The organism is Bacillus sp. LL01 (genome assembly GCF_001037965.1).
This window is the reverse complement of record NZ_LFEL01000003.1, coordinates 520,601-534,281: the sequence shown is the minus strand read 5'-3', so window position 1 is coordinate 534,281 and position 13,681 is coordinate 520,601. Positions and strand designations below refer to the sequence as shown.

The 13,681-nt window shown below is 41.7% G+C and carries 12 protein-coding genes; all 12 read right to left on the bottom strand.

Translation table 11 applies throughout. From position 1 onward, the window contains the following. Positions 1 to 6: 6 nt before the first annotated feature. Complete coding sequence (hslU, locus tag AB685_RS12180) at positions 7 to 1,407, bottom strand: HslU--HslV peptidase ATPase subunit (RefSeq protein ID WP_047970863.1); 1,401 nt, start codon at positions 1,405 to 1,407, stop codon at positions 7 to 9. A 17-nt stretch (positions 1,408 to 1,424) separates the two neighbouring features. Beyond that, a complete protein-coding gene (gene hslV, locus AB685_RS12175) occupies positions 1,425 to 1,967 on the bottom strand; it encodes an ATP-dependent protease subunit HslV (protein ID WP_047970862.1) in 543 nt (180 codons plus the stop codon). Positions 1,968 to 1,988: 21 nt separating this feature from the next. Continuing rightward, positions 1,989 to 2,897, bottom strand: coding sequence for a tyrosine recombinase XerC (gene xerC / locus AB685_RS12170; RefSeq protein ID WP_047970861.1), 909 nt, complete (start codon positions 2,895 to 2,897; stop codon positions 1,989 to 1,991). A 64-nt stretch (positions 2,898 to 2,961) separates the two neighbouring features. Beyond that, positions 2,962 to 4,263 (bottom strand): FADH(2)-oxidizing methylenetetrahydrofolate--tRNA-(uracil(54)-C(5))-methyltransferase TrmFO, encoded by a 1,302-nt coding sequence (gene trmFO / locus AB685_RS12165; protein ID WP_047970860.1) that lies wholly within the window; start codon positions 4,261 to 4,263, stop codon positions 2,962 to 2,964. Between the two features lie 172 nt (positions 4,264 to 4,435). Next, a complete protein-coding gene (gene topA, locus AB685_RS12160; protein WP_047970859.1) occupies positions 4,436 to 6,514 on the bottom strand; it encodes a type I DNA topoisomerase in 2,079 nt (692 codons plus the stop codon). Positions 6,515 to 7,022: 508 nt separating this feature from the next. Beyond that, positions 7,023 to 7,904, bottom strand: coding sequence for a DNA-processing protein DprA (dprA, locus tag AB685_RS12155; protein WP_047970858.1), 882 nt, complete (start codon positions 7,902 to 7,904; stop codon positions 7,023 to 7,025). A 90-nt stretch (positions 7,905 to 7,994) separates the two neighbouring features. After that, positions 7,995 to 8,897: a succinate--CoA ligase subunit alpha gene (gene sucD / locus AB685_RS12150; RefSeq protein WP_047970857.1), complete on the bottom strand. Its 903-nt coding sequence runs from the start codon at positions 8,895 to 8,897 to the stop codon at positions 7,995 to 7,997. Positions 8,898 to 8,915: 18 nt separating this feature from the next. Continuing rightward, positions 8,916 to 10,076 (bottom strand): ADP-forming succinate--CoA ligase subunit beta, encoded by a 1,161-nt coding sequence (gene sucC / locus AB685_RS12145; RefSeq protein ID WP_047970856.1) that lies wholly within the window; start codon positions 10,074 to 10,076, stop codon positions 8,916 to 8,918. A 226-nt stretch (positions 10,077 to 10,302) separates the two neighbouring features. Next, positions 10,303 to 10,599, bottom strand: a complete 297-nt coding sequence (locus AB685_RS12140; RefSeq protein ID WP_047970855.1) for an EscU/YscU/HrcU family type III secretion system export apparatus switch protein — start codon at positions 10,597 to 10,599, stop codon at positions 10,303 to 10,305. After that, a complete protein-coding gene (locus tag AB685_RS12135; protein WP_047970854.1) occupies positions 10,596 to 11,921 on the bottom strand; it encodes a hypothetical protein in 1,326 nt (441 codons plus the stop codon). The genes AB685_RS12140 and AB685_RS12135 overlap by 4 nt, the downstream gene beginning before the upstream one ends. 15 nt (positions 11,922 to 11,936) lie before the next feature. After that, a complete protein-coding gene (locus AB685_RS12130) occupies positions 11,937 to 12,707 on the bottom strand; it encodes a ribonuclease HII (protein WP_047970853.1) in 771 nt (256 codons plus the stop codon). Between the two features lie 54 nt (positions 12,708 to 12,761). Continuing rightward, entirely contained in the window at positions 12,762 to 13,622 is an 861-nt protein-coding gene (ylqF, locus tag AB685_RS12125) for a ribosome biogenesis GTPase YlqF (protein ID WP_047970852.1), read from the bottom strand. Positions 13,623 to 13,681 lie beyond the last annotated feature (59 nt).

Genomic DNA, 13,681 nt, shown 5'->3' with positions numbered 1-13,681 from the left:
CTACTTCTATAATATAAATTGGCTTAAATCTTTGTTTTTTACGATGTTCCCTAATTTTTCGTCCACATACTGTGGTGTTATGACAATTTTCTCAAGGTTGATATCAGGCGCTTCAAAGGATAGATCCTCAAGCAGTTTCTCGAGAATTGTATGCAGGCGACGTGCACCGATATTATCTGTATCCTGGTTCACCTGAAACGCAACTTCGGCTATTTTACGAATAGCATCGTCAGAAAATTCGACTTTTATACCTTCTGTTTCTAATAATGCCGTGTATTGTTTTAGTAATGCGTTATCTGGTTCTACCAAAATCCTTACAAAGTCTTCAATGGAGAGTTTTGTCAATTCAACACGAATCGGAAAACGCCCTTGAAGTTCAGGGATAAGGTCGGATGGCTTTGCAATATGAAAAGCACCAGCGGAAATGAAAAGGACATGATCCGTTTTCACCTGCCCATATTTGGTGACGACTGTGGAACCTTCCACGATCGGCAGAATATCACGTTGTACACCTTCTCGGGAAACATCGGCAGAAGAACCGCTGTTCTTTTTGGCTATTTTATCGATTTCATCAATGAAAATAATTCCACTCTGTTCCGCACGGTTAATGGCATCCTGCGTGACTTCATCCATATCAATCAGCTTTTGTGCTTCTTCATGGGTTAGCACGGGTCTTGCCTCCCGTACGGTTAGCTTCCTCTTTTTCTTTTTCTTCGGCATAAGGTTGCTTAGGGCGTCCTGCATGTTCATGCCCATTTGTTCCATACCCGACCCTTGAAGCATGTCAAACATGGATCCTTGCTGCTCTTCCACTTCCACAGTTACATATCGGTCTTCCAACTCTCCCAATGCTAGTTGGTGTGCAAACCTTCTTCTTTGCTCTTTAATAGAAACCTCTTCTTGCTTTTCCTGCTCCTCCGATTCATTGGAAGAAGCATTTCCTCCAAAGAACATTTCCAAGGGGTTTTTGTAGGAGGTGTTTTTTTGCTTGCCTGGTACTAATAGTTCCACAATTCGTTTGTTCGCATTTTCCAGAGCTACATCTTTGACGCTTGCCATCTTTTCTTCTTTCACAAGACGTACAGACGTTTCCACCAAATCACGGACCATTGATTCCACATCACGACCGACGTACCCGACTTCCGTAAACTTCGTTGCTTCGACCTTGATGAATGGAGCACCTACAAGTTTAGCGATCCTGCGGGCAATTTCCGTCTTCCCAACACCAGTCGGACCGATCATCAGGATGTTCTTAGGTACCACTTCATCACGGAGGCTGCCTTTCAGCATGCTTCTTCTGTATCTGTTTCTTAATGCGACAGCAACAGCTTTTTTAGCATTTGTCTGGCCTACAATATATTGATCAAGCATTTCCACTATTTGCCTAGGGGTCAAATTTGTACTCATGTCAACAACCGCCTTTTCTATAGTTCTTCTACAATGATATTGTCATTCGTGTAAACGCAAATCTCTCCTGCCGTTTCCAGGGAAGCCTTAGCAATTTCACGTGCCGTCATGTGCTCTCCTGCATATCTCTTTAAAGCACGGCCTGCTGAAAGTGCATAGTTTCCACCTGAACCTATCGCCAGTATCCCATCATCGGGTTCAATCACTTCTCCCGTCCCTGATACCAATAACATGCTGGATTCATCCATTACAATCAACATCGCTTCCAATTTCCGCAGCACTTTGTCACTCCGCCATTCTTTGGCAAGCTCGACGGCAGAGCGTTGGATATTCCCGTTATACTCCTCAAGCTTCGCCTCGAACATTTCGAACAAAGTGAATGCATCGGCTACGGATCCAGCAAAGCCAGCCAAGATCCTTCCGTTAAAAAGCTTACGAACCTTTCGGGCTGTATGCTTCATAACAACCGCGTTTCCGAATGTAACTTGACCGTCACCCGACATCGCACTCTGTCCATTATGTTGGACTGCAAATATGGTGGTAGCATGAAAAGATGACATTGTTTATCCTCCATTCGATCCTCATGCACGAGGATGAAATTGATTATACGTCTTTTGCAGATGTTCTTTTGTCACATGTGTGTAAATCTGGGTAGATGAAAGGCTCGCATGTCCAAGCAGTTCCTGCACCACACGCAGGTCTGCCCCTTCGTTTAACATATGTGTTGCAAATGTGTGTCGGAGCATGTGAGGACTGATATGTAATGTCGTGCATGCCTGCTTCACTATATCGTTCAGAACTACTCTTACCCCGCGCGGTGTAATTGCACAGCCCCTAAAATTCAGGAACAAATGCTTGGTCGGATTTAGGGTCTTCTGCTTTTCAAGCAATGTCCTGCGCCCGTCCTCCATATAGGTCTTCAAAGCATCTTGTGCAAAGCTTCCAAAAGGAACATAACGCTGTTTGTTTCCTTTTCCGGTGACAAGAATGGTACCTACTTGAAAATCAATATCCTGCACTTCTATGTGACAACATTCACTTATTCGAATACCTGTTGCATAGAGCAACTCAAGTAATGCTTGATTCCGTTGCCCGAGGGGTGTATTAAGATCTGAAACAGCAAACAATTTCTCCAGCTCTTCACTGTACAAGAACTGCGGTAGCCGCTTTTCCTGTTTCGGTAATGAAACCATGGAAAAAGGGTTCTGTTCGATTTTTTCTTCCCTCAATAAAAACTTAAAAAAGCTTCGCAGACTTGAGGTTTTTCTTGCAACCGATTTTCTGGCATATTTCATCTGATGTAGCTTGGTTAAATACAAACGTGCTTCTGTATGAGTGACTTCATTAATGCTCGAAATGGCTTCCTCTTTCATAAAATCAAAAAAATCTTCAATATCCTTTTGATAAAACACAATAGTATATTTTGAGTAATTTTTCTCAATTTGTAAATATTCTAGAAAAGAAATTAGCGGAACTTTAACATTTTGCATACTTATCACCTCACAAGGGCTACTAAATATTATCACAATTTAGTAGCCCTTGCAATTAATTTGATTAATTTTTTACAAAATTCTGAATTGTTTCCAGCGCTCTCCTAGCATGAGCTTCATTGCGTTCTTGTTTGTTCTTAATCTTTTTCGGAAGGTCAGGAAATAGACCGAAGTTTGCATTCATAGGCTGGAAATTTTTAGAATTTGTCGATGTAATATAATTCGCCATACTTCCCATCGCCGTTTCTTTTGGAAAAACAAGTGGCTCTAATCCCTGAACTAGTCGAGCCGCATTCAGCCCGGCTATCAGACCGGATGCTGCAGACTCTACATAACCTTCCACACCTGTCATTTGTCCTGCAAAAAACAGATTTTCCCTTGCTTTAAATTGATAGGTAGGCTTTAGCAGATTAGGTGAGTTGATGAATGTGTTTCGGTGCATCACACCATATCGGACGACCTCGGCATTCTCCAAACCTGGAATCAATCGAATCACTTCTTTTTGCGGTCCCCATTTTAAATGTGTCTGAAAACCAACAATGTTATACAATGTACCTGCAGCATCGTCCTGACGAAGTTGTACTACAGCATATGGACGTTTGTCCGTTTTTGGATCTTCCAACCCTACAGGCTTTAGAGGACCGAACAACATCGTTTTCTTTCCACGGTTTGCCATTACTTCAATCGGCATACACCCTTCAAAAAAGACTTCCTTCTCGAACTCTTTCAAAGGAACCGTTTCCGCCTCCACCAAAGCATCATAAAAACGATTGAACTGCTCTTCTGTCATCGGACAGTTCAAGTAGGCCGCCTCACCTTTATCATATCTGGATTTCAGATAGACAATATCCATATTGATACTGTCTTTCTCAATGATCGGTGCAGCAGCATCATAGAAGTACAAATACTCTTCCCCTGTCAGGGAACGAAGTTGGTCCGATAGGGACTTAGACGTCAGAGGTCCGGTTGCAATAATCGTTGGCCCCTCTGGGATCTGTTCCATCTCTTCATTAAACACGGTTACATTCGGATGTTCTTTAACACGTTCCGTTACTTTTGCCGCAAATTCATGCCTGTCCACTGCAAGCGCACCACCAGCTGGCACTGCGCAATCATCTGCAGATCGTATGATGACAGAATCCAGCATCCGCATTTCTTCCTTCAATACTCCGACAGCATTTGTTAGGTTGTTTGCACGAAGCGAGTTTGAACATACAAGTTCTGCAAATTTATCTGTATGATGAGCTGGTGTCTGTTTTACTGGTCGCATTTCATAAAGATGAACTTGAACCCCTTTGTTCGCTAGCTGCCAGGCAGCTTCACTGCCGGCAAGACCGGCTCCGATAACATTTACTATTGTAGTCATGGCTAGTTTCCTCCAAACACGTTGTTATAAATTCGAATTATTCATTTCCAAGAGTTGTTTTCTCTTCCTCCCGAAATTGATTACAAAGGAAAAAGGGCTGACCCAAGCTATAAAGTGTCAGTCCCCTCTACTTAAATACAGGCTGTTTTCCTAAAACATTGGATAAAACAGCTTATCCCTGTGGTTCTTCTTTATAGTCACATTCTACGCACTGTACCTGTACACCTTTTTTAAGTTTCTTCTCCACCATCAAAGATTCACACTTAGGACATTTTCTGGCGATAGGTTTATCCCAGGAGAGAAACTCACAGGAAGGGTATTGGTCACAACCATAGAAAATTCGTTTCTTTTTACTTTTTCTTTCCACAATGTTGCCTTTTTCACACTTGGGACAAGGTACACCGATATCTTTCACAATCGGTTTCGTGTTACGGCAGTCAGGAAAGTTGGAGCATGCCATGAACTTTCCGTACCTTCCCATTTTGAATACCATTTCATGTCCGCATAATTCGCAGTCCTCACCAGCAGGTTCATCCTTGATCTCGATTTCCTGCATTTCTAGCTCCGCTTTTTCCAGACGCTTTGCAAATTCGTGATAGAATCCGTCAATAATATTTACCCAATTGACTTTCCCATCTTCCACATTATCAAGGTTCGTCTCCAGATTCGCTGTAAATTCCACATTAATGATCTCAGGGAAGAACTCCAGAATAAGTTGAATGACAATCTGGCCTAGCTCCGTTGGAACAAATCGTTTATTATCGAGTGACACATAACCACGCTTTTGGATGGTATCAAGCGTTGGAGCATAAGTTGATGGTCTTCCTATCCCCAATTCTTCAAGAGTCCGAACGAGTCTCGCCTCTGTGTACCTTGGTGGTGGTTGGGTGAAATGCTGCTTTGGATCAATATCTTTCGAGAAGACGGTGTCCCCCTTCACCAATGGCGGAAGCAGGTTTTCCTTTTCTTCTGGCTGATCGTCATTACCTTCCACATACACTTTCATGAAACCGGGGAACTTGACTGTGGATCCGGTCGCACGGAATTGAACTGCATTTTGTAATAAGTCCACACTTACTGTATCCAAGATTGCCGGAGACATTTGACTTGCAATGAACCGCTCCCAAATCAGTTTATATAAGCGAAACTGATCTCTTGACAAGTATTCTTTGATGGATTGCGGATCTTTCATCGTGGAGGTTGGACGAATGGCTTCATGGGCATCTTGAGCATTGCTCTTTTTCGTCTCTTTTCTTTCCTCCGTGGAGACATATTGTTTCCCGTAGGTTTTTTCAATATATTCAACCGCTTCTTTTTTTGCCGTTTCTGATATACGAGTCGAATCTGTACGCATATAGGTAATGAGACCGACCGTTCCTTCTTTTCCAAGCTCGATTCCCTCGTAAAGCTGTTGGGCCATCATCATTGTTTTCTTTGCTCGGAAATTCAGCTTACGTGCCGCTTCCTGTTGCAGGGAAGAGGTAATGAAAGGAAGGGCAGGATTTCGTTTCCGCTCCTTTTTCGTTACACTTTTCACTTCAAACGCATTGCCATTGAGCTTCCCGAGTACGTCTTTTACTTCCTCCTCGGAATTCAGTTCTGTTTTCTTTCCATCTATACCATAGAAACTTGCTTCAAATTCCTTTGATTTTCCTGTAAGGAATGTACTCTTGATGGACCAGTATTCTTCCGGGACGAAAGCATTTATTTCCTGTTCTCTTTCGATAACCAGACGGACGGCGACGGATTGAACACGTCCTGCACTTAATCCTTTTTTCACTTTCTTCCATAATAAAGGACTGATATTGTAACCAACAAGACGGTCGAGGATTCTTCTGGCTTGTTGGGCATCAACTACATCAAGATTGATCGGCCTTGGATGCTTGAATGATTCTTTGATGGCGTCTTTGGTTATCTCGTTGAAAACAACTCTGCAGTCGGAAGTAATATCAATATCAAGACTGTGGGCAAGATGCCAAGCAATCGCTTCCCCTTCGCGATCCGGGTCAGCCGCGAGAAAGATTTTCTTCGCTTTTTTGGCAGCTGTCTTGAGTTCTTTCAGCACTGGACCTTTACCTCGGATGGTAATGTACTTCGGCTCAAACTCATGGTCCACATTCACACCCATTTGGCTTTTAGGGAGATCTCTCACATGTCCCATGGATGCTTTCACTTTATATTTTTTTCCTAAATATCGTTCAATAGTTTTCGCTTTAGCTGGTGATTCCACAATCACTAAGTAATCTGACATTCAATAATCCTCCTCAAGAGGGTAAATTCTTAGAAAAAACAGTATGTAGAGTTTTCTCAAAGTTTTTAGCTTCTATGTTCAATTTTGTGTAAGGTTTAGGTTTATATAAAATTCTCATTAGAAATCTTCACCATTATCAAATATTATGTTACCGTTTGTCAAACAGGGCAGTTCACATGTTATTCTATTTTCCTAGTTTCCTACTACATAAACATGATGGCTATCCTTATGTATTATATGTAGACACAGATTCTTCTTAATATACTTTACTTTGATAACTTTTATCGTGACTGTATTATAATTATGCGGTAATCAGTCACTTTGGTCATTACTCGAAATTTCCGAAACGGTATAGTAAGGGAACAGGAAAAAGGTACAATTCGCAATAACATTGTACCCTATAATAATATAGACATATATTGATTTGTAAAGTAAAATTCAAAAATTCGCTAAAAAAAGTGAAAGATTTTTGTCATTTTACTGAAATTTATTTGAAAATTCCTTTAATTTATGATCTATATCCATTCAATTCTTCTAGAATATCATTTGCCTCTCCAACCAGCTTAGCCCCTTGCTGGATTAAAGAATTTGTTCCTTTTGATGTATCTGAAAGTATCGATCCCGGTACGGCAAACACCTCTCTGCCTTGCTCCATCGCTTGATCGGCTGTTATGAGGGAACCACTCTTCTCTTTCGCTTCAACCACCAAGACCCCTTCACTTAGTCCACTGATAATGCGATTTCTTTGGGGGAAATTCCATCTTGTCGGAGCTGAAAATGGAGGATATTCGGAAAGAAGGAGATGTTTTGAGGTTATTAAATCTGCTATTTCCTTGTGTTCCTTCGGATAAATGTTAAATATTCCGCTTCCAAGTACTGCGATTGTCTGACCTCCCCCATCCATCGCTAACCGATGAGCATGTACATCCACACCTTTTGCCAACCCGCTAACTATAGTAAATTTTTCATGAAGAAGTGGAGGAAGTATTTTTTGTAATGTTTGCCTTCCATAGGAAGACATCATTCTGGCTCCTACCACACCCAACATCCGTGTTTTTAAGAGTGTTTTATCCCCTTTAAGATACAAAACAAGTGGGGGATCGTAAATTTCTTTTAACAGGGGGGGATACTCTTTATCTAAAATGGTAGTTAGTTGAATGTTTTGTTCCTTGTATATGGAATGGAGTTTAGAGAGGTTATTTTTTCGAATATAATGATGGATTGCGTCTGCTTGTTTTTGAGTAGTGGAGAAAAATGAAGCAATTTCTGATGGGGTGTACACAAAAAGATGTTCAAGCGTGGGGTCTCGTCTCAGAAGTTTTCTTAAATTCTTACTGCTTACCTGTGGACAGTGGTGAAGGGTTATCAATCTATCTTTCGTCACCTGCATATAATGGATGCACCTCTTTCGTTAATTTAAGGCTCTATTCTCAAACAGAAATGGGGATAGCCTACTGGACTATCCCCTTTCCTATATAAATTAGTGTGTTTTACATTTTTCGTAAATGCCTTGCTCCTTGATCACTTTGATTAGTGTCTCACCCATTACGGATGGAGTATCAGCTACTTCAATGCCACACTCGTTCATTACGCGGATTTTCTCATCTGCAGTACCTTTACCACCTGAGATGATCGCTCCTGCGTGACCCATACGTTTACCTGGAGGTGCAGTACGGCCGCCGATGAACCCTACTACAGGTTTTGTCATGTTCTCTTTAACCCATAGAGCTGCTTCTTCTTCTGCAGTTCCACCGATTTCACCGATCATGATAACAGCATACGTATCTTCATCTTCATTGAATGCTTTCAACACATCAATGAAATCTGTACCGTTGACAGGGTCTCCACCGATACCTACTGCTGTAGATTGACCGATACCCTCTTGGGTAAGTTGGTGCACCGCTTCATAAGTAAGCGTACCGGAGCGGGAAACTACTCCTACATGTCCTTTAGTATGGATATACCCAGGCATGATACCAATCTTGCACTCATCCGGAGTGATGACACCAGGGCAGTTAGGACCAACTAAGCGGGTCTTTTTCCCTTCCATATAACGCTTCACTTTTACCATATCAAGTACAGGAATATGCTCTGTAATACAAATTGCCAAGTCTAGCTCTGCGTCTACTGCTTCCAAGATTGCATCTGCTGCAAATGGAGCAGGAACATAAATGACAGATGCGTTTGCACCAGTGGCATTAACAGCTTCTTCTACCGTATTGAACACAGGTACACCTTCAACCTCAGTGCCACCCTTACCTGGTGTTACACCAGCAACGATTTGTGTACCATACTCTAGCATCTGTTTTGTATGGAACAACGCTGTGGAGCCGGTAATACCTTGTACGATTACTTTTGTATCTTTATTAATGAATACACTCATGAATGTCCCCTGCCTTTCTTATCCTACTTGCGCTACTATTTTTTGTGCACCATCAGCCATGGATTCTGCTGCAACGATGTTTAAGCCAGACTCACGTAAGATCTGTTTTCCTAAGTCAACGTTCGTACCTTCCAAACGTACAACTAGAGGTACTTCAAGTCCTACTTGTTTCGCTGCTTCCACAACACCATTAGCAATGATGTCACACTTCATAATTCCACCGAAAATGTTAACGAAAATTCCTTTTACATTATCATCAGAAAGGATAATCTTGAAAGCCTCTGTTACTTTCTCAGCAGTTGCACCGCCCCCAACGTCCAGGAAGTTAGCGGGGTCTCCGCCGTAATGCTTGATAATATCCATCGTCGCCATTGCAAGTCCAGCACCATTTACCATACATCCGATATTACCATCAAGTGAGATGTAGCTTAGGTCATATTTGGACGCTTCAATTTCTTTTGCATCTTCTTCTTCTAGATCACGATATTCCAAGATGTCCTTATGTCGGTATAGAGCATTGGCATCAAAGTTAAGCTTTGCATCTAGCGCCATAACCTTCGCGTCACCTGTTACAACTAGTGGATTAATTTCTGCAATAGAGCAGTCCTTTTCCACGAAAGCTGTGTACAGACTCATCATGAATTTAACTGCTTGTCCTACCAATTCTTTCGGGATGTTGATGTTAAATGCAATGCGGCGAGCTTGGAAGCCAGTTAGACCAACAACAGGATCCACCACTTCTTTGAAGATTTTTTCAGGCGTTTGCTCTGCCACTTCTTCAATTTCCGTTCCACCTTCTTCTGATGCCATTAACACGACACGAGAAGTAGCTCGATCTAATACAAGACCGATATAGTATTCTTTTTTAATGTCGCATCCTTCTTCAATAAGTAAGCGTTTTACTTCTTTGCCTTCTGGGCCAGTTTGATGAGTAATTAAAGTTTTTCCCAGGATTTCATTTGCGTATTCGCGAACTTCATCCAGGTTCTTTGCAACTTTAACTCCACCAGCTTTTCCACGACCACCTGCGTGAATTTGTGCTTTTACTACACAAACTTGTGTTCCTAGTTCTTTCGCTGCGTCCACTGCTTCTTCAACATTAAATGCAACACGGCCATTCGGAACAGCTACCCCGTATTTTCTGAGGATCTCTTTTCCTTGATATTCATGGATATTCATTTCCCATCCTCCTATCTTATGTATAACAGAACATTATTTAAAATTAGACTGCGCTTTCATTTTATTAAATGAACCATCAAATGTCTACCTTTCTGCAAAAATATTATACTATTTTCAAAAAATTAATAGTTTGACATCTAATTTTGTCGACAAAACCACCTAATAACGTAAAAATAACATTAATTTAACAGATAATTCAATCTTCTTTCATTATGCTGAAAAACTTTCACGTGGGTTTTTTCACATTCTTTTCCGCTTCTTCATGGAGGTTGTAAACATATGCCAGGACCTCTGCTACCACCTCATATAACTCTTCAGGTATTGTTTCATTCAGCTCAAGTTCCATCAGAATCTCCAAAAGCGCCCCGTCTTCTTGGACGGGAATATTATGTTTTTTTGCCTCTTCCATTATATTTTCTGCAATAATACCTGCTCCTTTTGCCTTAACAATCGGCGCAACTGTTTTTGCCTGGTCATACTTTAAAGCAACTGCTTTTTTTCTCTTACCTTGATCCGTGGTCATATTTTAATATCAAAACCTTTCTCGATAGGAGTCAGAATGGCCCTTATAAAATCCAAAGGGATCCTTTTACTTTCTTCCTGCAAATTGCATTCTGCTTTAACAGCGCTTAGAGTGAATCCTTTTACAGACAGGCTTTTTTTAAGAAGTGATGCACTTCTTTGGATCAATGGATCCATTCCCGGATAAGAATGATGAAGAGATAGACTGACCACTTTCTGTTGAACTAACACATCCACCATGACGGAAGAAAATACAGGCAGATCTAACAGAAGCACGACACGGCAATAATCCGGATCGAGCATCTCATCCTTTTTCTTAGAACTTATATGGACATACCATTCCTTCGCTTCATCATGCGTGTTAATAGGGATTGGTAAAAATAAGTGGTGAAGGTTCCCCTCTTCTCTTGAAAACAACTGGAAGCCTGTCAATCTTGAAATTAGCTGCGTAATCGCAGATTTTTCTTCAGGTGAATCTACTTGTTGCAAATAATTCATCAGTAAAGGTTTCAACTGTTCCAATTTCCCCTCCGATAAGGGCTGACCCTGCCGTATCAAGTCACTTAGACTTTTTTCGAAATCCAGCCCGATTAAGGATACGGCCTGCCTGATAAACTGCAGGGCCTCATCTTTTGTATGGAGCGTTTGAGGCTGCTGCATCTGATGAATGATCTCTAAGAGTTTCTGTTGGACTGGTGTTGGTAGAGTATCCTTTTGAATACTTGCTTCCACTTTTGAAAGCGACTGTAAAACCGTTTCTTTATCGGAAAACCCTGAAAGCATCATTTGGAGCTTTTCAGGGGCACTAGTGATTCCTGTCCGGTGAACCAGCACTTTCACTATTTCCATTGCCGTCTCCTTTTCAGAAGCGGGAAGGCGATCTATCATGCCTACAAGTTCCTTTACAGCGGCGGCAGGAATACTATCCCCTTTTGTAGTAACCATTGCCTGAATGCGCTCCTGTGTCGTTTGTAAGGGGGGTGATGTTTGCAATGGTCTCGATGTAGGTGTTTCAGCAGTGTTTTTTTCTTTTGGAGAAGGAAGTAACCGGTTAACAGCAGACATTTTATCAGTAGGTGTTAAAAAAACTCCTGCCGGTCCCTTCTTAACCTCAAATATATATTCCTTCCCAACCTCCACTTTCCCATGGATGGTAGCCTGGGAAGAAACTGAACCCTTTTGAATGGAAAAAAGAGCACCATTAAGCTGCTCCGTTACCATTGCTTGAAATACCCTTCCTAGTGTTTTCGCTTGTATATCGATGGATGTCTTTCCTAACATCGACTCAGGAACTTTAGACTGGATCAATTGCCAGATGTTCATCGCTATCTCCTTTAATTAGTCAACCATTTCCTTAACAGGTGAGAATGATTGACGGTGTTCACGAGTCACCCCTACCTCTTGCAAAGCGATAAGATGCTCCTGTGTACCGTATCCCATGTTTTTGTCAAAGCCGTAATGAGGAAATTCTCGAGCAAGGTTCTTCATATATGTATCCCTGGTCTCTTTTGCCAACACAGATGCTGCAGCAATGGATATGCTTGTCGAATCCCCTTTTATGATGGATGTCTGCTCTATGGGGAGATCCAACTTCATCGCATCAATTAGCAGATGGTCAGGTGTATGGTGGAGATTCTTCACTGCTTCCACCATCGCAAACTTTGTTGCTTCATAAATATTGATTTGATCGATCCTCTTAGAATCCACCACTCCTATCCCAAAGCTGATAGCATGCTCTTTTATATAATGTAGAAAGTGCTTCCTTTTCAGGGGACTGAGTTTCTTGGAGTCAGTCAAGCCGGGCAGATGGAAATCTTCAGGAAGAATGACCGCTGCGGCAACCACTGGCCCAGCCAAAGGACCGCGCCCCACTTCATCAATGCCAGCAATAAGCTGACAGCCTCTAGTCCAAAGGGAACGTTCATATTTTTGCATCTCTTTAAACTGTTCCAGAAGTTGATGTTGTTCCAGTCTTCTCTTTCCCCATCTCTTTAGAAGCGTCTGAACACCCTTTCGCTTGTCCTCTTTAATAGACAGGATAAACGGATCATTTTCACTTTCAATTTCAGCTAACATTCTCTCTATATCTTTTATCGACTTCTTTTCCATGTTTTTAACTCCATTTCCCCAAAAGAAAAAGGCTGCACAATAGACAGCCTTTTTCTAAAGTTTTTCCGGTTTTTCCAAACTGAGTTTCCCCAGCTTCTCAGAACGAATTTCCCGTATAATAAGTTCAGCGGTCTTATCATAATCAATCAGACCCCCGCTCATCTTACATCCTCGCTTGGAACCTATCGCGTCAAAAAGTTCTACAATATCTTCCGGAATCTCCTCCAGTCCATATCGTTCCTTCAACCGTTCCGGGTATGCGTCCGTCAGGAATCTTAAAGCGAATACAGCAATATCCTGAAGGTTAATAATCGTGTCTTTGATGGCACCTGTCGTAGCTAAGCGGTAACCAACTACCTGATCCTCAAATTTTGGCCAAAGAATTCCGGGTGTATCAAGCAATTCAAGTTCCTTACCAACTTTCACCCATTGTTGAGCTTTCGTCACACCGGGTCTATCTCCTGTTTGAGCAATGTTTTTCTTGGCAAGTCTGTTGATCAGCGTGGATTTCCCTACGTTCGGAATACCGACTATCAACGCCCTGATTGCTCTTGGTCTGATTCCTCGGGATTGCATTTTATCGAACTTCTCTTTTAGAAGTTCTTTTGATAATGTTGCAATCTGCTGTATCCCTTTACCTGTCTGCGAATCAATTGCAATCGCTTTTGTGGTGGTGGAGCCAGGCAGATTAAAATACTCCAGCCACTCCCTCGTCACTTTTGCATCCGCCATATCCGCTTTGTTCAATAAAATAATTCTTGGTTTATTAGAAATTATTTCGTCTATCATCGGATTCCGGGATGAAACAGGAATTCGTGCATCCACTAATTCGTAGACGATATCAATTAATTTAAGCTTTTCTGTCACCTGTCTGCGGGCTTTTGCCATGTGCCCTGGAAACCACTGTATTGTCATGAATATTGCCTCCTGAAGTCCTTGCAAAAAACGTTTATTGTAAAAAACTGTGATTAAGC

What these genes read in the sequence shown, in the direction of transcription:
- hslU (WP_047970863.1), bottom strand. Translation starts at nt 1,407, where the DNA reads ATGAGTACAAATTTGACCCCTAGGCAAATAGTGGAAATGCTTGATCAA.
- hslV (WP_047970862.1), bottom strand. Translation starts at nt 1,967, where the DNA reads ATGTCATCTTTTCATGCTACCACCATATTTGCAGTCCAACATAATGGA.
- xerC (WP_047970861.1), bottom strand. Translation starts at nt 2,897, where the DNA reads ATGCAAAATGTTAAAGTTCCGCTAATTTCTTTTCTAGAATATTTACAA.
- trmFO (WP_047970860.1), bottom strand. Translation starts at nt 4,263, where the DNA reads ATGACTACAATAGTAAATGTTATCGGAGCCGGTCTTGCCGGCAGTGAA.
- topA (WP_047970859.1), bottom strand. Translation starts at nt 6,514, where the DNA reads ATGTCAGATTACTTAGTGATTGTGGAATCACCAGCTAAAGCGAAAACT.
- dprA (WP_047970858.1), bottom strand. Translation starts at nt 7,904, where the DNA reads ATGCAGGTGACGAAAGATAGATTGATAACCCTTCACCACTGTCCACAG.
- sucD (WP_047970857.1), bottom strand. Translation starts at nt 8,897, where the DNA reads ATGAGTGTATTCATTAATAAAGATACAAAAGTAATCGTACAAGGTATT.
- sucC (WP_047970856.1), bottom strand. Translation starts at nt 10,076, where the DNA reads ATGAATATCCATGAATATCAAGGAAAAGAGATCCTCAGAAAATACGGG.
- AB685_RS12140 (WP_047970855.1), bottom strand. Translation starts at nt 10,599, where the DNA reads ATGACCACGGATCAAGGTAAGAGAAAAAAAGCAGTTGCTTTAAAGTAT.
- AB685_RS12135 (WP_047970854.1), bottom strand. Translation starts at nt 11,921, where the DNA reads ATGAACATCTGGCAATTGATCCAGTCTAAAGTTCCTGAGTCGATGTTA.
- AB685_RS12130 (WP_047970853.1), bottom strand. Translation starts at nt 12,707, where the DNA reads ATGGAAAAGAAGTCGATAAAAGATATAGAGAGAATGTTAGCTGAAATT.
- ylqF (WP_047970852.1), bottom strand. Translation starts at nt 13,622, where the DNA reads ATGACAATACAGTGGTTTCCAGGGCACATGGCAAAAGCCCGCAGACAG.